The following is a 24,335-nucleotide window of genomic DNA, read 5'->3' as shown; positions in this document are numbered from 1 at the left end:
TTAAATGAGTTTGAATTTTGACAGGATCTCTATTACCTTAAGACTTGACATCGATGTTTCGATGTTCCCTATTTTCTGCGATTCAATATAAATCTTTAGTTTGCCAGGATTAGTAGGCTAACCACAACCCAAAACTAAAACCGAGACCGGAAGCAATCCCCAAAATCAAAAAGGTATAAAACCCATTGTACGACGCAAGTAATTTTTCTCCTGCTACCATTTGCGCCACGACCCCAGCAACCAAGGCGATCGCACCCCAAGCAGCAATAATAACCTCTGGCTGTATTTGTTCAATCACCCGCATCATAGCTTTTTGACCCGCCCCAATCCCAGCCCCAATCCATCCTCCTAATAGTAATCCAAATAGGCTCCCCGTTCCCAGTTTGGCTCTTGATTGAAATATTGCATCTAAAATAATCCCTAACATCAATCCCATAATTACCCCAAAACCCCCACCGAAAACCGAACCTAACCAGTTTCCTCTGCGAGTTCCAGCAATTAGCCCGGCAATAGCAGCAATGCCCATCACCGTCAACAGTCCAATTATCGATTTAGAGGCCGTTTCTGAGCCAGCGATCGCCCCTAATCCGATGCCGACCATCCCCCATACCGTTGCTGTAATTACCCCCCCAGCTTCGTTTCCTAGCACCCAACCAGCCATCGCTCCAGCAAACATCAACGAGATTAACCAAGGTTGAGACGAATCCGAATCTTCACTGGCGACTAAGGTAATAGTAAACCAAGCAATTAGGCCAAATATCCAAACCCAGAAGGGAATCTTCAAAGTTATTAAAATCCAAGCTATCAGCGTATAACAAACAAACACCCCTGTTAGCCAGCCTAGGGGGATAGTAGGGGGGGTTGGGGGAGCAGGGGGGGCAGGGGGGGCAGGGGAGGCAGGGGAGGCAGGGGGGGTTGGGGGAGCAGGAGAGGCAGGGGAGGCAGGGGAGGCAGGGGGAGCAAGGGGAGTTGGGGAGGGAGGGTGACTTAAATGGGTTTTTAGGGTTTCGTAGGCGTGGCTAATTTCTTTGAATTTTGCCTCGGCTTGGATTTGTAGGAGAGAATTTTGGGGATAACGATCAGGATGCCATATCAATGCTAGATGTCGATAGGCTTGTCTAACTTCCTCTAAGCTTACCCCTGGTTTTAAGTCTAAGATTTTATAATATTTTTCAATCTCCACGTTTAAAATTTGTTGACCTGCTCTTATTTTTTAGCCCTCAGAATTATTGTAATCAAGAATAAACCCCTTACGGATTAAATTATCTAGGACAGATTTCTCCCCATTCTAAATTATTGACATAACATTCTTTCATTCCTTGTTCAACTTCCACTAATTTAATATCACTCAACCTTAATTCTGAATTTTCATAGCAAATGATCTGTGTAGGATATTTTGATGAATTTCCAGAGGGGGAAACGGTCGAATTTTCAATGGTTTTTAATGCCGGAATTAGTCCCGACATAACCACCAATGCTAAAGCCCAAGGTAAATCAATTGCCATGATCAAATCTCCCAAATAATAATGATATCAATAATTTCTTAAAGTTGTTTCTATTCCCTACCATTACTATAGTAGGCAACAAGCAACAGAATACCCCCTAATCCATTCCTTCGTGTCCTTGTGGTAACATCTACAGTAATAGGATTTCGGTGAATCGGTTTCTGGCTTTATGTTCTAGCCAAATTTGACCCTGAAAAAAAAATCTTTTGCCAAAGGGGTTGACATTCCTAGAGAAATAGAGTAGATTAGTAAATCGTGAGGGAAAAACAAGCGAACCACAGGAACGCAAAGCCCTCAAGAACAGGAAAAGTTTTATCGAGCTTTCCTGGTGTCTATGGCTCAGTGGAACCACTCCGATCCATCTCGAACTCGGAAGTGAAACGCTGACACGGCGAAGATACTTGGCGGGTAGCCGCCTGGGAAAATAGCTCGGTGCCAGGTTAATATCAAACTAAAGCCTTCTTCCAGTGATAAATCGGGAGAAGGCTTTAGTATTTTAACCTCAGAAACCCGGTTTCTTTGACCCGCTTGATCCCCCAAACCCCATCAAAAAGCCAGATCGGATGATCAAAAAAAATCTTTTGCAAAAGGGGTTGACATTCCTAGAGAAATAAAGTAGATTAGTAAATTGTGAGGGAGAAACGAGCGAACCACAAGAACGCAAAGCCCTCAAAAACAGGAAAAGTTTATAGAGCTTTCCTGGTGTCTATGGCTCAGTGGAACCACTCCGATCCATCTCGAACTCGGAAGTGAAACGCTGACACGGCGAAGATACTTGGCGGGTAGCCGCCTGGGAAAATAGCTCGGTGCCAGGTTAATATCAAACTAAAGCCTTCTTCCAGTGATAAATAGGAAGAAGGCTTTAGTATTATAGAATATTTGGAAATCCTTAATGTATGATGAATGCGATATTACCTCCTAGGGTTATTTTAGATCCCCTATTACAACAATGGTTATTAGAAGATATTGGACGAGGCGATCGCACGACCGCAGGATTATTAATCGGAAATCAGGTCAAATCTGCCGATTGGATTGTTAAAGAAAAGGGTGTAATTGCTGGATTATCGATTGCGGAAAGAGTGTTTCAACTGTTGGATCATGAAATAGAATTTACTCCTTTAGTTAAAGAGGGAGAATGGTGTGAAAAAGGGACAAAAATTGCATTTTTACAGGGGAGTTTAGAAGCATTATTAACCGGGGAAAGAGTCGCGTTAAATTTAGCCATGCGACTGAGTGGAATTGCTACAGAGACGCGGAAATATGTAGAAGCGATCGCTGATTTACCCTGTCAATTAGTGGATACCCGTAAAACCACACCCGGATTAAGATTATTAGAAAAATATGCGGTGCAAGTCGGTGGGGCAAAAAATCATCGGATGGGATTAGATGATGCGATTATGATTAAAGATAATCATATTGCGGCGGCAGGGGGAATTGCAGAGGCGATCGCAAAAATTCGAGAAACCATGCCCTATCCTTTAACCATTGAAGTCGAAGCAGAAACCTTAGAACAGGTTAAAATAGCGTTAGAACATCAAGCGGATATTATTATGTTAGATAATATGTCCTTAGAGTTAATGGGAGAAGCTGTTAATATAATTCGTGAATATAACTCCCGAATTAAAATAGAAGCATCGGGAAATATTACCTTAGAAACTATTCGTTTTGTTGCAGAAACCGGGGTTGATTATATTTCAACCAGTGCCCCGATTACCCGTTCAAATTGGTTGGATTTAAGCATGAGAATCTAAACCAAAATTTAGGGGCGAGGTTGCCTCGCCCTAATATTTCACTTAGAAATAAAATGCACCCAAAAAGTACCATCAGGGATGCAAACCCGGCGGATCAATAGATAGGAATAATTCAAATAAGACCCACTCAAATCCGTGCGATAACCCGAGGAAAACCATTCTCCATAGGGGTCATGAACAATAAACCCATATTCGTCATAACCCACCACGGGCATAATATGACCAAAGGAGGTAAAATATCCATGAATAACGGCGGGATTTCCAGCCGCAACCCAATCTTTGATATCATCAATGGTGGCATTTTCAGTAAAATAGTCCTGACAACCATAATCTCGGACAATTCGAGCTAAATCGTTAGGGTTATGGCGACTGTAGCCCTTATTGATAGCATATTCATAGAGTTCATCTTCAAACTGGCCGGAACTGGTTTTGCGACGAGCTTTAAAGTATTCCAAACACATGGCGATGGAAGTCACATTGCATGATCCCGTCGGATTAAACCAATTATCCAATTGAGATTTATAGGGAACATTGAGACGGAAACTCGGAGGAAGTGGTTTAGGATAAACCCGATTTCCATTTTCATAAATTTCAGCGTGTTCTCCCCAAATATATAAAACCGAATATCCCCCGTAGGATTCGGTGCGTAAAGCGACTCGTAAATGCCCCCGGATGGGATCGTAGGCTAAAACACTAAATTCTTTATCGGCGGGAATTGTAAATTTCTCCGAGTCATTGAGTTGAGAAGAAGCAATGGGTTTAACTTTAAAAACTGTACTTTTAACGGTTTTCAGAATTGGGGTGGCTACGGGAATCTGTTCCCGTTTTGCTTCTATTAGCTTTTTCGCCGTCACTGCACCCAGATAACCCGCTTCACCACACTCCATCAACTTCTGAAATTGGTGTAATGCAGCTGTTGATTTGGGGCCAAAAATCCCGTCCACAGGCGGATCAAGCAGTCCTAAATCAATTAGTCGAGTCTGAATTTGACGGGAAAGTTCGTCGTCTTCAGAAATGCCTTTAGTATCATATCGAGTATTTTTACCGAGAAAATCTTGTAGTTTCATAGAGGCTAATTCTCACCAATGACTCAAAAAACATGGAGATCAAAGTTGTCAGGACAATTTTACCATTATTAGTCCCTGTGAAACTTCCCAACTCTGGGTTTTCTTTAATTCAAGGAACATAATTTTACCGATAACTCTTTAGCTGATAACTCTTTAACTGATAATTCTTTAACAGTTAACTCTTTAACTGTTAACTGTTAACTGATGACTGATGACTGATGACTGTTGGAGGAGGGTTTTAAAATTACAATTCCATAGGCGTTAGGAGACAAATACCGTTGTGCCGCCTGTTGAATGGTTTCTGAGCTCAAACCTTGAATGTGATCGGGGTAATGGAGACCCGCAGTTAAATCTCCCACCAAAGATTGATAGTATCCATACAACCCGGCGCGATCGCTAGGAGTTTCATTTCCAAAGATAAACCGATTTGCCACCTGCATTCTAACTTTGGCAATTTCATCTTCGGTAATTAATTCGCTTTGGATTTGACGAATATGATCGGTGACAATTCCTTCAACCAGAGCCAAATTCTCTACGGGTAAACGGGCTGAAATATAAAATACCCCCTGCCAACGCTGGGTCATATTACTCGCAGAAATCGACGAAACTAACCCCCGATTTTCCCGTAGGTCTTGGAATAGTCGTGCGGTTCTTCCTTGACCCAAAATATAGGCTAAAACATCTAAAGGATAGGTTTGAGACAGTTCTGCTAAACCGGGTACGCGCCACAACATCAGTAATCGGGCTTGTTCCAAGGTATCATCGACGATTTCTTGACGGACAATTTCCTGAAAACTCGCTTCAGGAGTCCAGGGTTGCAGTTCAGGGAGGGCAGAAGCCATCGAGGATGCCGGATAAACGGAGCTAACGGCATTTTCCACCGTTTGGATCAAATTTTCCACGGGTAAATTTCCCACCACTGCAACGGTCATGGAGCGCGGCTGATACCAGGTGCGATGGAAGTCCCGCATTTGTTGGGATTGTAACTGCTCAATGACTGATGCTGGCCCTAAAACTGGACGACGGTAGGGGAGTCGCTCAAAGGCGATTTCCATGGACTGACGGAAGGAACGCCGACCCGGGTTATCTTCAGCCCGACGAATTTCTTCTAAGACCACAAATCGTTCCCGTTCAAAGGCTTCATCCGCGACGCTGGCATTGAGTACCACATCAAACTGTAGGGGAGCTAAATCCGCAAAGTCTTGGGGAGCGGTGGTGATGTAATAATGGGTATAGTCCTGACTGGTTGCTGCATTGGTGACCGCACCGCGCTGTTCGATTTTTTGCTCAAATTCGCCGATTTGCAGATGGGGTGTGCCTTTAAAAACAATATGTTCTAAAAAGTGGGCCATACCGTTGATATCATCGGATTCAATGGCTGAACCAATATTAATCCAAACGTTGAGATTTACCGCATCAACGGCTAACTTTTCTGCCACAATGGTCAGGCCATTGGAGAGTTGATGAACAGTGGGATTGATCGGTCGAGGCAAAGATGGTTTAACGAGGATAGAAGTCATTGAGTTCAGTTATCAGTAAACAGTTATCAGTTATCAGTGGTTAGACGCACCTTAGCAAAGCGCAATCTCGTTAGGCTATCGGCGCATCCGTACCAGTTATTAGTTATTCGTTGATAGTTGATAGTTTTTACTGTATTGTAAGTTATTAGCTAAAAACTGACAACTCCTACACTGATAACTGTTTACTGATAACTGATTATGGCATTCTTTCGTCAATATATGGCCCCGTTGATTGTGGTCATCATGTTTTTATTCGCTCTGTTCGTTGTCAGTGCGCGAATTTTTCTCCCTGGAGATATGAGCGCCCCAGCACCCATTGGCACGGTTTTTGCTCCGACTAAATCGGCGACCTATTTCCTTAATCATATCCGTGTCTGAAGTTTTTATCCCCGGTTATCATTTGCGCCAGGGGTCACGTTTAGATCGGGCTTTATTACTCAAGTTTGCATATAGAACCTATAAGGAACAATTCCCCGATCAAGATTTAAGCCATCTCGCCCTAACTATTGAGCAGTATTTTTCGCCTCAAACTCCTTTGTGGTGGGTGGATAAATTTAACCCAGACCCTCGCCCACCCGAACCGATAGCTTGTTTATGGTTAGGTAGTGCGATTGATTTAGCCGACGGAGAACGCACCGCCCATGTTTTTTTATTGTATGTGGCACCAGAACACCGAAAACGGGGTATTGGTTCAGCTTTAATGGCTCATGCCCAACGGTGGGCCATAGGACGGGGCGATCGCAAAATTAGTCTACAAGTTTTCACGAATAACCAACCCGCTCTCAATCTCTATCAGAAATTGGGTTATCAACCTCAATCTTTGTTGATGCAGAAGATTCTATAGTTAAGGATATCGAGGGATTTCTAGGTTATAATTAGGGGTTCGTTTCTCTCGTGAATGTTAGAAATTGTTGGCATTATGATTATGCTAACACATACCAATGGAGGTTAACTATGAAATTTATTGTTGAACAGGACAAATTAAGTTCTAATTTATCTTGGGTATCTAGGGCGATTCCATCCCGTCCGAATCATCCAATTTTATCTAATATTTTAATTGATGCTGACGAAGAAAATCAACGGTTAAATTTAACTGCATTTGATTTAAGTTTGGGGATTCGGGCGAGTATGCAGGCGACGGTCACCGAGGGAGGAACCTTAACTGTCCCGGCTAAATTATTTAATGATATTGTCTCCCGTTTACCCGGGGGAGAAATTACCATTGATGATCAAGTTGGGGAAGCCATTGTTAATTTAACTTCGAGTTCAGGAGAGTATCAAATTCGAGGGATGGCGGCGGAAGAATATCCCGAATTACCTGCTATTGAAACGGGCGATTCTATTCATTTGGCGGCGGAATCTTTGATTTCGGGATTGAAGGGGACGTTATTTGCTACGAGTTCCGATGAAACTAAACAGGTTTTAACTGGAGTTCATTTAAAAGTTCAAAATAATACGATCGAATTTGCTTCAACAGACGGTCATAGATTAGCAGTTGTGCAAACGGAAAATTTAAGCGAAACCGATCCCGATGAGGAATTAGAGGAATTTGAGGTAACAGTTCCAGCCCGGGCTTTAAGGGAAGTTGAACGCATGGTGGCGATGCGAACTGTTGATACTCACGGCGGGTCTAAAGATGATTCTCCCGTGGTGATTACCTTGCGATTTGATGAGAGTCAAGTAATTTTTGAACTGGGGGAACAACGATTAAATACTCGTAAATTAGAAGGGGCTTATCCGGCTTATCAACAGTTGATTCCCCATCAATTTGTCAACCAAATTAATTTAGATCGGCGGGGATTTATCGGTGCGTTAGAACGGATTGCGGTTTTAGCTTCTCAGAAGAATGATATTGTTAAATGTAGCATTGATCATGTTAATCAACAAATTGCTTTATCCGTAGAAGCTGCCGATGTTGGTAATGCTTTGGAATCTCTCCCCGCTCAAATTTCTGGGGATGAACCCAAGGAATTGGCGTTTAATGTTAAATACTTATTAGAGGGTTTAAAAGTATTTAATACCTCGGAAGTTTCCCTGCAATTGAATGCTGCCACGACTCCAGTTATTGTTAATCCGTTAGGGGGGATTAAAATGACTTATTTAGTCATGCCTGTACAATTAAGGAATTAATTCCTAAAAACCGGGTTTCTTGGACAAACCCGGTTTCTGTATACTGATATAAAACAGATTTAAACTCGCTATAGAGAGTAAAAAAAAACAAATTTTCAGATTAAATATAAAACTTTAATTCCATCATTCTCCTCTAAAATACTCCTGAAAATATTGACGATATAACTCACAACTGGGAATAACTGAATTTCCATCAATATGAACCAGTCCCATACTTTTTAATTTAAACGCTTTCACCTGTTCAATTTTAATAGGTTGATTTGTACTAATGACTTGTTGATAAGCTGTGACTAAATCTGGGTCTTGCTCCAGTAACCATAACTGTTCGTGGAGATGATCGGCATAAATTCCCGTATCACTGGTGGCTTTTTCTAGTAACTCTTGTAGGGAAAAATTATGGCGAACACTATGATCAAGTGCCACCCTTACTAAATAAGGAAATCCCCCCACAAATTCGGTGAATTGTTTTAACTCTTGAGCCGTTAATTGTAATCCATATCGTTGCGCTAAAGTTTCAACTTGATTGATATTAAAATGCAGTAAATCAACTCCCAAACCTACATTAAAGGGAGATTTATTGGTGTCTAAAGGAATGTAAATATCCGTTGAATAGACAATTACAAACCTTAATTTTTTCCAATTGCTAATATCTCGGGTTTCTTCATGCCAAGATCGTAATAGGGCTAGGACATCCCGGGCTAAGGAAGGATATTCAAATAACTGATTCACTTCATCAAGGGCTAAAATAATGGGTTCTTGAATTGATTCTAATAAATATCCCTGAAAATATAGGGAACTGCTGACTAATGTTCCTACATCTTCATCCCAAAAATCATCAATTTTGGATTCTAATTCTAACTGTTGAGTTACATTGGCACACAACCAACGGAGGAACTTGTCTGTAGACGAAAAAATCAAGCTACTGGCTAAATGGAGACTCAAGCGCACGGGATGATACCCTTGTTGTTGAGCATAATCTAAAATTCGAGCCATTAAGGAGGTTTTTCCCATCTTGCGAGGGGCTTTAATTCTCAGCAATGTGCCTTGATTTTGAATTTCTTGATAACAGATTGATTCGATCGGCGATCGCTCAATATAAAATATAGAATCAAGGGGAACTTGGCCATCGGGGGATTCTAAACTCTGATGTTCAGGAAAAATAATCTTGGGAATAATTTCAGGGATATTTTTATCGTCTAATTCTTTATCCAATAAACAGCGACAATTTGTTTTAGTGACCTTTTCACCTAGTATATCGGATAAAAGTTGCCACAGATGCGGGGCGACTCCATTTTTTAAATAACTGGGAGAATAACCATTTTCTTCGGCAATTTGATCATAGGTTTTTTTTGTTTCTAATAGGGCTTCTGTTAAAATCACTTTCTGAATATAACTCAGAGATTTTTTACCTTTAGCAGTAATTAGCATTTCAGTTAATCCCAAAATTTCTTCAACACTTTTGACCATTTTAACCCCAATATTTTTTATGTTAATAAATTATATAACTGAATCTGAGTATTTTATTTAATAAATTTAAAATACAGAGTTACTTTAATTAATATAGCAGTCGCCACATCTATTAGGACATTCTTGAAAGATAAAAGCTGCTCACAGTAAGTATTTACCTATAGCGAGATTGCCTATTCCCTATTGCTATATATAGCAATCCGCTGTGATCTTAATTTTGTCCTGATTCCCAATTCACTCACCGGAAACGACTAAAACCCTAGACAGTTTTTCCCAACACGAACAAGATGGCTGTGCCATTCTCTAATCTGTCTAATGCACCCTGGAACTTTAGGTTAGTCTTTGGAGTCGGGTTGTGTCAATAAGATAACTCGGAACTGGTCTAGTTGAAATAGTGTCACACTCTCCCATATTTGCCGGAGTAAATATCGGTAAAGTAAAAACATCGAGTTAAATTTTTAGCCATGAAATCCCATCTGACTTTAACAACTTTTGAATCTACTGCCAGTTTCGCTAACTCTTGTGATAGTTCTTTGAGTATTTCAGATTTACAAAAAATCATTAATAAGATTGAAACTTTCACTGGGGATGAATGGCTTTCTTTGTGTCCTGATATCGATCAAGGAGAATTCTATCGGGAATGGTTTATCTGCTATGATCCTGAAGTCACTCAAACTTGGGAAGCCTACGATTATTTAACCGATGATTGGTTTGAATCCCATGATTTATCCCAAGTTAAAGCAATTATTGATCGGATTGAAAATGCTAGAATCTATATCCCTATTGCCGCTTAATTTTTGCTGTTTCTTAACTGTAAAATTCTATGATAATTCCCCAGGGGCTAATTAGCCCCTATATTTTTGAGAACTAATTTCTATAGCAGGGAACAGGGGGGAAGAACTTCTCCATCAGGTTTTCTGGATCAGTATGAGTCATAACCGCGATGCCCGCGACTGCCATATTATGAATTAACGGCAACGGATTGCAATTTTTCTAAAGTAGGATAATCGGTATACCCTTTTTCTGTTCCTCCATAAAATGAAGATCGATCATAAGGATTTAATGGAGCATTTATCTCAAAACGTTTGGGTAAATCGGGATTAGAAATAAATAACCGCCCATAGGCAATTAAATCGGCATTTCCAGAAGCGATCGCTTGATTTCCGCTCTCTCGATTATGGGCTCCGGCGGAGATAATTGCCCCCTTAAAATAGTTACGGAAAAATCCAGCGTTTAATTCGGCTAAAGGAATTTCTGTTTGCTCCATTTGAGCCCAATTATTCAGGGCATCGGCATTTGATCGCGGTTCAACAATATGTAAATAAGCTAGATTAAATTGATTTAAAGCATTAGCTACATAACTAAAGGTTGCTACGGGATTAGAGTCGGATATACTATTAAATGAACCCGCCGGAGAGAGTCGCACCCCGACGCGATCGCTTCCCCAAATACTCACCACTGCTCTCGTCACTTCTAATAAAAATCGGCTTCTATTTTCCAGTGTGCCACCATACTGATCGGTGCGTTTGTTGGTACCATCTTGGAGAAACTGATCCAATAAATAGCCATTAGCACTATGAATTTCCACCCCATCAAATCCCGCCGCTAAAGCATTTTCTGCCGCTTGGCGATAGTCCTCTACAATTCCAGGAATTTCCTCGGTTTCTAAAGCTCGGGGGGTGACGAAGGGTTTTTCCCCTTCCAGGGTACTGGCTGTGCCTTCGGGGGCGATGGCTGAAGGGGCTACGGGTAAGGCTCCATCGGGTTGCAGTAAGGGATGGGAAATTCGGCCAACGTGCCACAGTTGCAGGAAAATCCGGCCTCCCTGTTGGTGAACGGCTTGGGTGACGAGTTTCCAGCCTTGGGTCTGTTCCGCCGAATGAATTCCTGGTGTGCCTGGGTAGCCTACTCCTTGAGGGGAAATTTGGGTGGCTTCGGAAATAATTAATCCCGCCGAGGCCCGTTGTCCATAATATTCAGCGTTGAGGGGGACGGGGACATTTCCGACTCCGGCGCGGTTGCGGGTTAGTGGGGCCATGACTAAGCGGTTGGGTAAGGTATAGCGACCCAATTGGAAGGTAGAAAATAGGTTAAATTGACTGTTCATTATGTTTTTTTGCCCCAGACTTGGTTTAGTAGTTAAACAACTGTTTAATTATCAAGATAAAACATTCCTGGAAAAAAGTCAAGCGGTTGTTTAACTATTTAAGTTTGGGCTCACAGGAGTTAGAATGGGGATAATACAGCATCCGTGTCAAGTGGTTGATACGGATGGAAATATGGCCCTACTTTAAACCCATGATGTCCGACTCCTGCGAAAATCTCGATACCTATTCACCTTTAACCGTAACCATCAGTGATACGGAAAAACGAGCTAAAATCTTTGCCGCTTTGGGTGATCCAACAAGATTGCGAATGATTCAGATGTTAGCACAACAAAAGGAAATGAGTGGATCTGAGGTGGCATCCCAGGCAGGAATTAGTTTAGCTTTGTTTTGTCACCATTCTAAAATTTTAGCAGAAGCGGGATTAATTCATATTAGAAAAGACGGACAAACCAAGTATAATTCGATTAATTGGAATGTCTTAGAGGAGTGTTTTCAAGGGTTAATGCAGTCGGATCAAAAAAGGAGTAATGCTGATCCCTATTCCCTGTTATGATTTACTTCCTGGTAAAACGGTAAAGTCATTGTAAAATCGCTTCCCTCTCCCACCTCAGAACTACAGGTTAGGGTTCCCCTGTGTTTATCAACAATGATAGCATAGGTAATTGCTAATCCTAAACCCGTGCCTTGTCCCACAGGTTTTGTGGTAAAAAATTGGTCAAAACTACGACGGATTACTTCCCGTGACATCCCAATTCCATTGTCACCAATATTAATCGTTAATTGAGATTTATCGGTGTTAGGTTCAATTTTAATAGTGATTTTGGGGACAAATTTATCCTCTGTGATGGGCTGATTTTTTAACATTGCGACTTTACTCTCAATGGCATCAATAGCATTATTCAATAAGTGAATAAAAACCTGATTAATTTCACCAGCATAGCATTCAATAGTCGATAATTTATCGTAGTCTCGAATCACTTGAATTTCAGGACGATGAGAAGTAGGTTTGAAACGATGACTTAATAGCATTAATGTACTTTCAATTCCTTCTTTGAGGTCTACGGTTTTTAATTGTGCTTCATCCAGTCGAGAAAAAACCCGTAGAGATCGGACTAAATCTCGAATTCGATTTGCTCCTACTTCCATTGAGGATAAAAGGTGGGGAAGGTCATTTTTCAAAAATGCCAAATCAATTTCTTCAGACCATTGTTCAAGTTCAGGAATATTAGGGGGAAGATACTGTTCATAAAGTTTAATAGTTTTGAGTAAATCTCCCACATATTGTTGAGCATAAAAGATATTTCCGTAAATAAAATTAATCGGATTATTAATTTCATGGGCTACTCCCCCGACTAGTTGACCCAAAGAAGACATTTTTTCCGTTTGAATTAACTGAAGCTGCATTTTTCTTAATTGTAAATGCACATTAATTCGGGCTAATACTTCTTCCGGTTCGATGGGTTTAGTAATATAATCTACTCCTCCCACTTGTAACCCTTTTACTTTATTCACCAAGTCACTTAAAGCCGTCATAAAAATTACGGGAATATCCTTCGTTTTAGGATTATCCTTTAACTGACGACAGGTTTCAAACCCATCAATTCCCGGCATCATCACATCTAATAAAATTAAATCCGGTAAAGTTTCTTGCAGTTTTAGTAAAGCATTTTCCCCACTTTTGGCAATAGAAACTCTAAAGCCAGATTGATTCAAAATATCTAATAACAGCTTAACATTCGTCAAATTATCATCAACAATTAAAATAGAATGGGAATAGGAATTTTTCATAGATTATTGATTATTAATATAAGGTTGAATAAATTGGATAATTTGTTCATCGTCAAAGGCTTCAGCCAATTGAATCATATAATCAGCAAAAGCAGTATATTGAGTATCTAACTGTTTAATCCGATTTGCTTCATTTTGAATATCTAAAATGTAACCTCCTTTGGCAAAATCATACAAGCTGATCAATTCTTGAGAAGGAGGAATCATTAAGGAATTAACGGATACAGGTATTTTTGATTGGTCTATTATTGGTTCTGAATTTTCATAAATCCAAGTTAATTTTAACCCTTCTTGCAATTGACGGAATAAAATTTCCTCTTGTATGGGTTTGGCCAAAAAACCATTGCAACCTGCCTTTAAACATTCTTCTTGATCCGCACTAAATACGGAAGCAGAAGAAGCAATAATTACCAGATCGGAAAATTCGGGATCATTTCTTAATTGTCGAGTCATCTCTAACCCTCCCAAAATGGGCATATTTAAATCCGTGATAATTATATCAGGATACCATTCACGCACTTTTTCTAACCCTTCTTGTCCTTGAGTTGCTTCAATGACTCCAAAACCAAGGGGTTCTAACAAATTAACCAGAACAGATCTATTTTCCCAGCGATCATCTACAATCAAAATGGTCTGTTTTTCTCCTTCATAACCGATCATTTTTTGTGAAGTTTTAGTTTTATGAAGCGGTTGATCTTTGGCTGCGGGTAAATTGATATCAAACCAGAATTTGCTCCCAACTCCTGGAATACTTTCAACGTTAATCTTGCCTGCCATCATTTCTACAATTTGATGACTAATAGCTAATCCTAATCCCGTACCTTCAGCTTTACGGGCGTGTTCTCCCACCTGTTCAAAGGGTAAAAATATTTTTTTAATTTGTTCTGTATTCATCCCCACTCCGGTATCCTCAACTTGAAATCTTATTGTATATATTTTGATAGAATCAGATTCGATTAATTCCGATAAAACCTGCACTTGAAAACAAACTGACCCGGTATCAGTAAATTTAATGGCATTACCTAATAGATTTAATAAAACTTGACGTAACCGTTTCTCATCGGCATGAATAACTTTAGGTAAAGGAGTTAGAACTTGATAATTAAATTCTAATTCTTTTTGTTCAGCTTTTAGACGACAAACTTCACTAATTCCCCATAAACAATGTTCTAAATTAAAATCTACGGGATAGAGTTCTAGTTTCCTGGCTTCGATTTTAGAAAAATCCAAAATATCATTAATTAGAGTCAATAAATGAGAACCACACTCATAAATAATATGCAGTCCTTGCAGATGTTTGGGAGTTAGATTCGGTTGTCGTTGTAGAATTTGAGCATAGCCTAAAATCCCATTTAAGGGAGTGCGAAGTTCATGACTCATATTAGCCAAAAATTCACTTTTAGATTGGTTAGCAGATTCGGCATCTTCTTTCGCGGTTTGGAGTTGTGCTGTACGTTCTTCTACCCGTTGTTCTAAAGTTTCATTGGAAGTGGCTAAAATCGTAAAGGATTGTTGTAATTGTTGAGCCATTTGGTTAAAAGAATCTCCCAGAAGCATAATTTCTTTAATGCCCTTAATCCGAATTTTTTGTCTGAGATTTCCACTGGCAATTTCCCGAGAAGCAATACTCAAACGCATAATTTTTTGCGTAATCCAATGGGAGGTTAATAGTCCAAATACTATGGCAACTCCTACAGCAATTAAACAAAGAATAATGGTTTTTTGAGTATTCGCATTAATTTGACCCATGAAATCAGATTCAGGAATCACCACCACAATTAACCAATCTAAACCCCATGGATCTTTCCAAGGACTAATTTTAACAAATTGATCTTGATGATTAATTGAAATTTGTAAAGAATGCTGCTCCATGATGGAGCTAACCTGACCCAATTTTTGAGTTAAAGCATTAAAAGTTTCTCGAATAATGATATCTTGACTTTCCGCAGCCCTGAGTCGTTTTGCCACACCTTCTACCATTTTATAAGGTGGTTTTGAGGATGAACTTGCCACCACCAGTCCGTTTCGTTCTAAAATAAAAATTTGCCCAGATTCACCTACTTTTAAATTTTTTAAAAACTCACTAATTTGTGATAAACGTAAATTAGAAACCAGAACTGCGATTAAATTATTTTGATCATTATAGAGGGGATAACTCGCAGAAATAGAAATAATATCAGGAAAATTATCCCAGTGATAAATTTGACTCCAAATCGGTTTTTTTGCCTGAACTGCATCGGTATAGGCAGCTTCACCTCGAGGATTATAATTATCATAGGATGCCATCAATTTAGTTCGATTGCCCTGGGCATCTGTGGCGTAAGTATTGGCTCGACCTTGGGTTTGAGGAGAAAGTTCATCAATAGTAGCTTTATTCAAATCTAAAAAATATCCGGCTCCGGCATATTCTCCCGAGGGTAATACATAATAAATATAACCTACATCAAAGGCTTGAAGTTGTCTCCAAAAATACTGACTAACCTCTGGAAACTTTTGCAGATCCAAGAATCCCAATTTCACCGCATCCGAATTAATTTGATTAATTTGATGAGGTGTAGAAAGATAATTATTTAAATGTTGTTCTACCCGAGAACTGACTTCATTTTCGATTTCTTGGGCTAGTTCCCTAATGGCTTTTTCTCCATGACGAAAGGCTAACCAACCTGTCAAACCGACAGCAATAAAAATTTCTAATAAAAAAGGAATAACCAATACCCAACTTAGGGGTATTCCTTGGGATTTATGAGATCGACGAAACAGGGGAAACAATGATAATATCATATTCAATTGGGGTGATAATTTGAGGATGAAACTGGAGTCATAAAAACCGTTAGCTTAAGGGGAATTTTGCCACTCTGGTGTTAAGCTGCGAAAGTCAAATTGCGATGCACCTGGATGACAACTCACACAACTATTCACCGTCAGAGGTTGGGAAAGATCAACCCGGGGATGGAGGGCCTTAAAATAACGGGAACGATTAAAACGATAGGGGATGGTCTCATCCTTGAGGGCAATGGGACGGGAATAGGTTTGGAGATATTTCCACATTAACAATAATGATGGCCCTTCCAAGGGTTGCAGCATCGCACCATAATGTTGGGGATCTTGAATCACTTGCTGCCAAGTTTGGGTGGGAAAGACTTGGGGAGGAATCGGAATATGACAGCTTGAACAGGTGTTGAGATAAATTTCATATCCCAGTTTATATGCGGGTTGAATACCGTCCACACTCCCGATCTGATTGGGGCTGGGGGCGTTTTCAGCCAGGACTATTGGGGAGACTAGGGGGGGTGTTTGTGTTATTCCCAAGGCAATACCGATACTCCAGATACCGACTATTAGAATTAATACCCAGGAAGGAGAGCGTCCCTTTTGCTTTTGAATTCTGTTTTGACTTAAAAAACCCATAACCAAGACAAATGATCTGGCAACATCACTGAAATCCTAGCTCAGATTAGCACTGTCTTTGGAGAATGTCAGTTAATCTAGGTTGAGGATCATCCCTTCGCGGGCAACAATCCCATTGGGAAAAACAGCCTGAACTTGGGCTTCAATTTGATTCAAAATTTCGTCGGTATGGGACGGATCATGTTGATACATAACCACCTGCTTGACTCCGGCTTTTTTGGCGACTTCTACGCCCATTTCCCAGGTGGAATGTCCCCAACCAATTCTAGGCAATTGGTGATTGTGATATTCTTCGTTGGTATAGGTGGCATCATAAATAAAAACATCCGCTTCCCTGGCTAGACGCAAAACATTGGCATCGAAGCGATCGGGAAAATGTTCGGTATCGGTACAATAAACCGCCGTTTTTCCTTGCCAAGTAACTCGATATCCCACCGCCCCATTGGGATGATTCAGAGGGGCCGTTTCAATTTTGATATCATCTAAAGTTAATGTATCCCCCGGAAATAGGTCATAGAACCTCATGTCCGACTGCATGACATGGATGGGGACGGGAAAATTGGGGTGAACCATCTGATCACAGAGACGATCTTTGATGGTACTGCCATCCGGTGCGATCGCCCCATAAATATGAAAACGATTAATCGGAATAAAAGCGGGAACGAAAAAGGGAAATCCCTGGATATGATCCCAATGGGTATGGGAAAAAAACAGATAGGCTTCCACGGGCATTTGTTTGAGCAAATCCATTCCCAAGACTCTCAAGCCGGTACCTGCATCGAAAATCAGGCGTTTTCCACCCAAGCGCATTTCCACACAGGAGGTATTCCCCCCGTATTCAACCGTTTGCGATCCAGGCGTGGGTATACTGCCCCGCACCCCCCAGAATCTTACGGAAAAATCAGTTGCAGAGTTCTTGTCCATGGGGGTTGCTCGATCAGAAGAATGTGGGTTCTGGGCTGGAGGATCAGAAACTGGCATCGTTTGTTTTAGCCTTGGACGTAGAACGTTGACAGAACCGACACCGACATCAAGTAAAGTGTCAGCTTGGGCTTTGAATGGCCCTGTGTTCTTTTGGGGACTCCCCTGCGCCCCAAAGAGCATATTCAATTTTTTTGTTTCTATCTGCCCTAGAAGTCAAAGGGTTTCAAGATTCCCTGATTTTTTCAGCAAGTTAAGGGGAGTGCCATGCTGCCGGTGCGGGTATATTCAGCCGTACAGATGGGTCAACAACCTGTTGCATTTTATCACAGGGCTAAACTCATTTTAGCCTCGAATTTCCACAATGCAATTATTCTCATTCACGAAAACCACTCTAGGTTCATGATTAGTAGCTTCTTCGGGCTGGAATTGTGCATAAGACATCACAATTAAGCGATCGCCCACAACGCCTAAACGAGCAGCGGCACCATTTAATTCGATCGCCCCGGAGTTAGCCGCACCTGGAATGACATAGGTGACAAACCTTTCCCCATTAGCAACATTCACGACGTGTACCTGTTCATGAACCAAGATTCCAGCCGCATCGAGTAGGGATTGATCAATGGTGATACTGCCCACATAGTTAACATTGGCTGCGGTCAGGGTACAGTTATGAATCTTCGCGTAGAGTAGTGTTCGGTGCATTTGCTGTAATCAGTAATCAGTAATCAGTAATCAGTGTAGAAACTTCACAACCACACTTGGTATACCAGTAATCACTTCAGAAGAAAGTTTACAGTTACTGTTAATCAATAAAATCCCGATTTTATGTCTCCCACTGATAACTGATAACCGATAACTGATTACTGATTACTGGCTGCTTTAATCCCTTTTTCTAACAGGGGCGCAACCTGATCCACATCCTGCCAACCCAGGATTTCAGTAACTTTCCGTTCTAGGTTTTTGTAGGTTCGGAAAAATTCAGCAATTTCTTCTAGGCGATGATGGGGAATATCTTTCAGAGATTTTACATCGGCGTAGCGGGGGTCGGCTGCGGGAACACAAAGAATCTTTTCATCTCGATCGCCACCATCGATCATTTCTAACATTCCCACGGGTCGGGCTGCGATCACACATCCGGGAAAGGTGGGTTGATCCATAATCACCAAACCATCTAGGGGATCTCCGTCATCTCCTAGGGTATTGGGAATGAAGCCATAATCAAAGGGATATTGGACGGAGGCAAACAATACACGATCAAGGGCAAAGGCTTGTAACTCTTTATCGTATTCGTATTTGTTTTTGCTTCCGGCGGGAATCTCAATCAAAACGTTAATTAAACCCGGTTTGGGTTGGGGCACAATCTTCGATAAATCCACGAATCGTTCTCCAAGCTTGGACAATCATCAACATCGGGGAAAGCTCCCCTCTAACATTCTAAAGGGGATGGGGATTTCCTCCAAGGGGGGTTGGGCTGTTTGCCACCGAAATCAATTCAGTATCCCCATTTAACCGACGCCGATTCCCCGACCATTTTGATTAAACTCTATAACGGTTTGTTCTGATAATTCATGGGTTGTCATTGCCCTTAAGATTTCTAAGGGCAAGGTTAAATGATAAGCTCCTGCTTGTAGGGTGGCAGCGGCTTCCTGGGGGGATTTAATGCTCGCGGCTAATATTTTAGTCGGACTTCCTGTTAATATATCGTTCATCTGTTTTACTAATCCAATACCATCTCCTAATAATCGAGTTGCCCGGTTCACATAGGCGATCGCATATTTTGCTCCCGCCTCCATCGCTACAGCAGCTTGGGCGGCACTATAAATCGCCGTGACAGAACAGGGAATTTCGGGAGATAAATACGCGACGGTTTGAAATCCTACGGAGGTCGCTGGAATTTTTAAAACTGTTTGTTCTCCTAGCAATTCAAAGGCTTTTTTTCCTTCTCTTACCATTCCCTGAAAATCCGATGCCATTAATTGATAATAGATTTCCCCCGAAATTAATTGTTTTAACTGTTTTAAGGTTTCTTCCGGCGATAATTCACTTTTGGCTAATAAAGTAGGATTAGTTGTAATTCCCTTCACCCATCCCCAATCTTTAACTATTTGTGCTTCCGAAATAATTGCCGAATCCAAATATAAAGCCATAGATTTAATTCTTTTTAGGTGTTGGCTAACTCTTAACTGTCAACTCTTAACTGATTCATGACATTCCTTCAAATGGCCCTAAAAAGGTGGGTTTAGGGCGAATAATGTGCAGTTCTAGGATCGCTTTCATCACCGCTAAAATTTCTCTTTGGGTATAGAATCTCATGGAGTCATTTCTGAATTTTCCCCAGTCCGGCGTGCCTAAACCCACCGAGTCTATGCCCAATTTATTACAGGTATAAACCGCCCGAGGAAGATGATATTTTTGAGTAATTAAAACCGCCTTTTCTACGCCAAAGATTGCTTTAGCCCGATAACAACTTTCATAGGTACTAAATCCAGCATAATCTAATTTAATATCTTTATTCGGAACTCCTAAACGTTCTGCATATTGCTGCATTGCCACCACTTCATTATATTCGGGAGTCCCATTATCCCCCGTCATTAAGATTTTATGAACTCGCCCCAAACGATATAATTCTACTGCCCCTTCCACTCGATCTGCTAACATTGGTGTCGGGGTTCCATCCGCCCAAACTCCTGCCCCAAACACAATCGCCACGGGTTCATTCGGGACGGTTTCCGGTTGCGTAAATCGACGATTATTCGTGACGGTTTTAATATAAATCGTTAACAAAAAAGGGACTAATATTGTTCCCAAAACCATTAATAAACCCAGAAAACGCCAGTGCAAGATAAACCATTTAGGCATAAGATTGAAGTTAACCGTGGTAGAGACAAAGTTTAGCTTAGGAATAGGGTATCAGCAAAACGGTTATTTTGACTCCAAGGGTGAACCCAGTTGGGTCAAATTCAAAACATAACCGCCTGTCACCAGATAAACGGAGTTCGCTATTGCCCCTAAATGACGCACTAACGCCCCTAAACGATCGCGGAAGGTTCTACCCATGACATAGGCGGGAACCACTCCCCATCCAGTTTCTTCGGCTACTAAGATGATAGTTCCTGGAAGTTTATCTAATATTTTTAATAATTGATCCTGCGTATTTTCCCAGTTAACTTCATCTTGCTCTAACAAATTAGCTAACCAAGTTCCCAGGGAATCGACTAAAATACAAGTATTTTGACTCGATATTTTTTCTAAGGTTGCGGTTAGGTCTATCGGAACTTCTAAAATTTCCCAGGACATCGGGCGACGTTCTTGATGTTTTTGAATCCTGATTTGCCATTCTTGATCCGAGGGATCTCGTTGAGAAGTTGCAATATAAATCACTTGTTTTTCAGACTGTATGGCTAAGGTTTCCGCCCATTCACTTTTCCCTGAGCGGGCTGGGCCAGTTACTACTATTAATTCAGAAGGGATAATCAAAGAACTCATATTAAGTTTTCCAAAATAATTTTAATCTTGTACATAAACTCACAAATAGTGCTATAATTATAGTATAAAATAATCCTCGCAAAAAGCCCAGAGTGGGAGTATTAGTTAGGGCTTCAATTTTAGCTGTCCAACCGTTTAGCTCTAAAATTGGCCATAATAAATTAGCAAAAGCAATATAACCAATCATCGGATTTTTACCCGTATCAATGAATAACTGAAACCAGGGTTTTTGCTGGAAACCATCAATCAAAATTGTTAAGATCATCAACAGAAAAATAGCGATCGCCGTGGTAATAAAAAAATAACTCATGGTGGCCGGATCTTTTTTTATCCCTCCTTGATAGGGTTCAAAAGCTAATCCTAAAATTAACCCATACATTCCCCATTGATACATTTGATATAATAAAAGTTCCAGGGGATGATGGGGTTCCCTAAGTAAACGATAACCGAAAATCAATAAAATTAAACTAATTCCTGTGGTTTGGGGGAGTAAGCGAGACTGTAAACCAATGAGTAAATTTAAAATAATCAGTCCCATGACAATCACAATTCCAATTAAGCGAAATGGGTTCCAATTTTTCGGGATATCTTGATCATCAACCTGTTGATAATTAATGATTTCTTCCCCCACAAAAGTTCCTGGGATCGCAATAAACAAATATTTTAAATACTCAAATTTATATAACCAAGAAATCGGGGATATTGATAGAATATCTGTTATCCATCCCCCGGCGGATTTAGATAGAATCAAACCTAATAAAACTCCTAGTAACCCGATCCTAAATTGGGGATAATTTCGAGTGAATAACCAAATAAAAGAAGTAAAAACAATAATATTAGTTAAGACCAATAAAATAATATCACTCCGATAGAGAGAAAATTCAGGAAATTTAGGATCATGGGGATATTGAATTTGAGTTAAAATTGCGATCGCCGCCCCCCAACCGACTAAATTTAAACCCAAATTCAACCATTTAGGAATAAACTTAGGTAATTGTACAAACATTAAAAATAATACTCCAAATCCGATTAAGGCGAGTTGCCATTTTTCGGAATTAGGTTCAGGACTAATAACTGTTGGTCTAAAATGTTGTAAAATAATCGCAAAAGTAGCTAATAAAAATCCCCGTTTTAAAATTCCTATAATAATATCAACGGTTTTCCATCCTTGAGATAACCGTCGAGATAAGGCTAAAGGAATCGCTATTCCTAAAGAAAATAGAAAGATAGGAAAGACTAAATCTACCCAAGTTAGTCCAGATACTTTAGGATTAAATTGATGGTTAGGAGGTGGAAATTGGGCGTGATACATCCAAGCGGGTAAAGTTCCATCAAAAGGAATTACACCGGATAAAACCATTGCTAAAACCGCCATCCCTCGCAGGGTATCTAACGCATCTATTCGTTTAATATTTGATCGATATTGATAGGCTAATTTCATTGGAGTCAACCTTATATATAGCAAGTCTAAATCAGTTGTACAAATAGCTAATCCAAATAATCTTAGGGGGACGGCGCGCCCATTGGTGTCAACTTCAGCCGAAAACCCCCGATTATAGCCGAGATTAGATCCCCCTAAATCCCCCTTAAAAAGGGGGACTTGGATCTCCTGTTCCCCCGATTGTTAAGGGGGGTTAGGGGGGATCATTGACTTGGGATCAGATAAGCGTGAATTCTGGTTTGATCGCCTACTTTTAGCGTTAAGTTGACACAGATGGACGCGCCGTCCCCCTACAGGACGAATGTAGGTATTTTTTAATAACCCCGATCATTATGAGTGTACAATTCATTTAGGATTGCTATAGATTAACTTCCAACTGCTGCAATACCAAATATCAGAGTCAGAATTAAAGCAATTGCCATAAAAATTATAGCAATCAAAAATAGCCAATATTGCAGAGTATAAAGTTTCCGCAATTGTCCCAAAGCACCCATCAAATTTTCGATATCATTTCCCTGAGTATCTACAATTAATTTAAACGCTTTTGCCGCATTAATTGTCCAAATTCCAGTAATTAACAGAATCACTCCCTGTACCAGTTCACCGAATCCTCCTTTCAGAAGCACAATAACTCCACCAATAGCTCCTAATATTCCACCAGCAATTAGAAAGTAACTCACAAATAACATTTTTTTAGACAAATCCAAAATCAGTTGATTCTGAGATTCATTAAACTCATAAGTTCCATTGTCCATAATTTCCCCTGAAAAAAAGTTAAGTTAACTACAACTTAATTTTACTCCTATTTTCTAAAATGGCAATCATTCAGTTAAAAAAATCTTGTCACTTCTGCTGTTTGTGATAGAATTTGGGCAAATGCTCAACCCATTGATAACCCCAGGGTTAGAAACGATTGAGCAGAAATACTAAAGAAACGGAGTGAGGATAATGAATTTTAAAACCTTGGCATTGTCTGTTATTCTATCTACATTGGGATTGGCGACCGTCGCTCAAGCGGAAAATGAATCGGATTTGCAACAATTAAGAACCACAAATCGCTGTCCCGAATGTGATTTAAGAGGGGCAAATCTGCAACAGTTTGATTTACGGGGGGCTAATTTATTTAAAGCTCAACTGCAAGGAGCCGATTTAAGAGGGGTTGATCTTCGCAGTGCTAATCTGAATCAAGCCAATTTATATCATGCCGATTTAACTCAAGCTAATTTAGCATCGGCTAACCTATTTGATGCTAATTTAAGGAATACTATATTAGAACGGGCAGATTTAAGAGAAGCGGATCTTTCCCAAGCCGATTTAGCTCAGGCAAATTTAATCAAGGCGAATTTAAAAGATGCGAGTTTAGTCGGTACAAACTTTAGCCAATCCTATCTCAATCAAGCCAATTTAGAAAATGCTGATTTGCGTCAGGCATTTTTATTTCAGACGGATTTAGAAGCAGCAAATCTCACCAGGGCTAATTTATTGGGTGCAGATTTACGCAAATCTAATCTGGATCGTACAGTTTTAGAAAATGCCAATTTAACCGCTACGATTTTGGCTGATACTAACATTGATCGGGCTAAATTATCTCAAACAACCCTCCGAGGAAGCCTGCTACAAGGCACGGATTTATCCCCCCTTGTTTGTGTAATTACAAATGTTGTTAATTGTGTGGTTGCACCGACTTCAGAACAGGTTGAAAGTCCAGAATTACCCTTCAATTAATATTGTCCAGGTGAA

The 24,335-nt window shown here is 40.4% G+C and carries 24 protein-coding genes and 2 rRNA genes; 9 read left to right on the top strand and 17 right to left on the bottom strand.

The window, feature by feature from the left end; genetic code table 11:
* Nucleotides 1–109 precede the first annotated feature (109 nt).
* Nucleotides 110–1,183 carry a J domain-containing protein gene (locus AC2D3N_RS16480; protein WP_484691516.1) on the bottom strand — a complete coding sequence of 358 codons (1,074 nt, stop codon included), beginning with the start codon at nt 1,181–1,183 and terminating at the stop codon, nt 110–112.
* A gap of 79 nt (nt 1,184–1,262) precedes the next feature.
* The gene (locus tag AC2D3N_RS16475; RefSeq protein ID WP_079678246.1) at nt 1,263–1,505 is read right to left on the bottom strand and encodes a hypothetical protein; all 243 of its coding nucleotides are present in this window, start codon (nt 1,503–1,505) and stop codon (nt 1,263–1,265) included.
* A 324-nt stretch (nt 1,506–1,829) separates the two neighbouring features.
* Here AC2D3N_RS16475 and rrf (AC2D3N_RS16470) point away from each other — a divergent pair.
* From rrf (AC2D3N_RS16470) to nadC, 3 genes are all read left to right on the top strand, one after another.
* Nucleotides 1,830–1,946, top strand: a 5S ribosomal RNA gene (gene rrf, locus AC2D3N_RS16470).
* Between the two features lie 257 nt (nt 1,947–2,203).
* Nucleotides 2,204–2,320, top strand: a 5S ribosomal RNA gene (gene rrf, locus AC2D3N_RS16465).
* An 84-nt stretch (nt 2,321–2,404) separates the two neighbouring features.
* Nucleotides 2,405–3,256 carry a carboxylating nicotinate-nucleotide diphosphorylase gene (nadC, locus tag AC2D3N_RS16460; RefSeq protein ID WP_200816739.1) on the top strand — a complete coding sequence of 284 codons (852 nt, stop codon included), beginning with the start codon at nt 2,405–2,407 and terminating at the stop codon, nt 3,254–3,256.
* Nucleotides 3,257–3,294: 38 nt separating this feature from the next.
* On the opposite strand, the gene AC2D3N_RS16455 is transcribed toward nadC, so the two are convergent.
* Both AC2D3N_RS16455 and AC2D3N_RS16450 read right to left on the bottom strand, forming a co-directional pair.
* Nucleotides 3,295–4,323, bottom strand: coding sequence for a C39 family peptidase (locus tag AC2D3N_RS16455; RefSeq protein WP_079678248.1), 1,029 nt, complete (start codon nt 4,321–4,323; stop codon nt 3,295–3,297).
* 197 nt (nt 4,324–4,520) lie between these two features.
* The gene (locus AC2D3N_RS16450) at nt 4,521–5,843 is read right to left on the bottom strand and encodes a M16 family metallopeptidase (protein ID WP_079678249.1); all 1,323 of its coding nucleotides are present in this window, start codon (nt 5,841–5,843) and stop codon (nt 4,521–4,523) included.
* A gap of 198 nt (nt 5,844–6,041) precedes the next feature.
* On the opposite strand from AC2D3N_RS16450, the gene AC2D3N_RS16445 reads away from it, so the two are divergent.
* From AC2D3N_RS16445 to dnaN, 3 genes are all read left to right on the top strand, one after another.
* Entirely contained in the window at nt 6,042–6,221 is a 180-nt protein-coding gene (locus AC2D3N_RS16445; protein WP_079678250.1) for a hypothetical protein, read from the top strand.
* Nucleotides 6,214–6,687, top strand: a complete 474-nt coding sequence (locus AC2D3N_RS16440; protein WP_079678251.1) for a GNAT family N-acetyltransferase — start codon at nt 6,214–6,216, stop codon at nt 6,685–6,687. Before AC2D3N_RS16445 ends, AC2D3N_RS16440 begins: the two co-directional genes overlap by 8 nt.
* A 110-nt stretch (nt 6,688–6,797) precedes the next feature.
* Nucleotides 6,798–7,973 carry a DNA polymerase III subunit beta gene (gene dnaN / locus AC2D3N_RS16435; protein WP_079678252.1) on the top strand — a complete coding sequence of 392 codons (1,176 nt, stop codon included), beginning with the start codon at nt 6,798–6,800 and terminating at the stop codon, nt 7,971–7,973.
* 123 nt (nt 7,974–8,096) lie between these two features.
* Here the strand turns inward: dnaN and AC2D3N_RS16430 are convergent, their stop codons facing one another.
* Nucleotides 8,097–9,440 carry an AAA-like domain-containing protein gene (locus AC2D3N_RS16430; RefSeq protein ID WP_079678253.1) on the bottom strand — a complete coding sequence of 448 codons (1,344 nt, stop codon included), beginning with the start codon at nt 9,438–9,440 and terminating at the stop codon, nt 8,097–8,099.
* A gap of 464 nt (nt 9,441–9,904) precedes the next feature.
* On the opposite strand from AC2D3N_RS16430, the gene AC2D3N_RS16425 reads away from it, so the two are divergent.
* Nucleotides 9,905–10,234 (top strand): hypothetical protein, encoded by a 330-nt coding sequence (locus AC2D3N_RS16425; RefSeq protein WP_484691515.1) that lies wholly within the window; start codon nt 9,905–9,907, stop codon nt 10,232–10,234.
* A 167-nt stretch (nt 10,235–10,401) separates the two neighbouring features.
* On the opposite strand, the gene AC2D3N_RS16420 is transcribed toward AC2D3N_RS16425, so the two are convergent.
* Entirely contained in the window at nt 10,402–11,547 is a 1,146-nt protein-coding gene (locus AC2D3N_RS16420) for an alkene reductase (protein WP_484691514.1), read from the bottom strand.
* Between the two features lie 164 nt (nt 11,548–11,711).
* Between AC2D3N_RS16420 and AC2D3N_RS16415 the strand changes: the two genes are divergently transcribed.
* A complete protein-coding gene (locus AC2D3N_RS16415; RefSeq protein ID WP_484691513.1) occupies nt 11,712–12,101 on the top strand; it encodes an ArsR/SmtB family transcription factor in 390 nt (129 codons plus the stop codon).
* Here AC2D3N_RS16415 and AC2D3N_RS16410 read toward each other — a convergent pair.
* The 11 genes from AC2D3N_RS16410 to AC2D3N_RS16360 all read right to left on the bottom strand — a co-directional run bounded on the left by AC2D3N_RS16410 (nt 12,086) and on the right by AC2D3N_RS16360 (nt 23,350).
* Complete coding sequence (locus AC2D3N_RS16410) at nt 12,086–13,336, bottom strand: sensor histidine kinase (protein ID WP_079678256.1); 1,251 nt, start codon at nt 13,334–13,336, stop codon at nt 12,086–12,088. The genes AC2D3N_RS16415 and AC2D3N_RS16410 overlap by 16 nt on opposite strands.
* 3 nt (nt 13,337–13,339) lie before the next feature.
* Nucleotides 13,340–16,117, bottom strand: a complete 2,778-nt coding sequence (locus tag AC2D3N_RS16405) for an ATP-binding protein (RefSeq protein WP_484691512.1) — start codon at nt 16,115–16,117, stop codon at nt 13,340–13,342.
* 54 nt (nt 16,118–16,171) lie between these two features.
* Complete coding sequence (locus AC2D3N_RS16400; RefSeq protein ID WP_484691511.1) at nt 16,172–16,744, bottom strand: cytochrome C; 573 nt, start codon at nt 16,742–16,744, stop codon at nt 16,172–16,174.
* Between the two features lie 72 nt (nt 16,745–16,816).
* Complete coding sequence (locus tag AC2D3N_RS16395) at nt 16,817–17,725, bottom strand: MBL fold metallo-hydrolase (RefSeq protein ID WP_484693768.1); 909 nt, start codon at nt 17,723–17,725, stop codon at nt 16,817–16,819.
* Nucleotides 17,726–18,010: 285 nt separating this feature from the next.
* Nucleotides 18,011–18,370, bottom strand: coding sequence for an aspartate 1-decarboxylase (panD, locus tag AC2D3N_RS16390; RefSeq protein ID WP_484691510.1), 360 nt, complete (start codon nt 18,368–18,370; stop codon nt 18,011–18,013).
* Between the two features lie 158 nt (nt 18,371–18,528).
* Nucleotides 18,529–19,044: an inorganic diphosphatase gene (locus AC2D3N_RS16385; RefSeq protein WP_079678261.1), complete on the bottom strand. Its 516-nt coding sequence runs from the start codon at nt 19,042–19,044 to the stop codon at nt 18,529–18,531.
* A gap of 129 nt (nt 19,045–19,173) precedes the next feature.
* Nucleotides 19,174–19,815, bottom strand: a complete 642-nt coding sequence (locus tag AC2D3N_RS16380) for a transaldolase family protein (RefSeq protein WP_484691509.1) — start codon at nt 19,813–19,815, stop codon at nt 19,174–19,176.
* 55 nt (nt 19,816–19,870) lie between these two features.
* Nucleotides 19,871–20,527 carry a SanA/YdcF family protein gene (locus AC2D3N_RS16375; protein WP_079678263.1) on the bottom strand — a complete coding sequence of 219 codons (657 nt, stop codon included), beginning with the start codon at nt 20,525–20,527 and terminating at the stop codon, nt 19,871–19,873.
* A 63-nt stretch (nt 20,528–20,590) separates the two neighbouring features.
* Entirely contained in the window at nt 20,591–21,154 is a 564-nt protein-coding gene (cobU, locus tag AC2D3N_RS16370; protein ID WP_484691508.1) for a bifunctional adenosylcobinamide kinase/adenosylcobinamide-phosphate guanylyltransferase, read from the bottom strand.
* Nucleotide 21,155: 1 nt separating this feature from the next.
* Nucleotides 21,156–22,595 (bottom strand): DUF5009 domain-containing protein, encoded by a 1,440-nt coding sequence (locus AC2D3N_RS16365; protein ID WP_484691507.1) that lies wholly within the window; start codon nt 22,593–22,595, stop codon nt 21,156–21,158.
* 365 nt (nt 22,596–22,960) lie between these two features.
* Nucleotides 22,961–23,350 (bottom strand): hypothetical protein, encoded by a 390-nt coding sequence (locus AC2D3N_RS16360; RefSeq protein WP_484691506.1) that lies wholly within the window; start codon nt 23,348–23,350, stop codon nt 22,961–22,963.
* A 193-nt stretch (nt 23,351–23,543) separates the two neighbouring features.
* Between AC2D3N_RS16360 and AC2D3N_RS16355 the strand changes: the two genes are divergently transcribed.
* Entirely contained in the window at nt 23,544–24,320 is a 777-nt protein-coding gene (locus AC2D3N_RS16355) for a pentapeptide repeat-containing protein (RefSeq protein WP_079678267.1), read from the top strand.
* The last annotated feature ends 15 nt before the right edge of the window (nt 24,321–24,335 follow it).

It is taken from the genome of Planktothrix sp. PLAVEN19ND (assembly GCF_057220675.1).
This window is presented reverse-complemented; position numbering and strand designations above follow the sequence as displayed.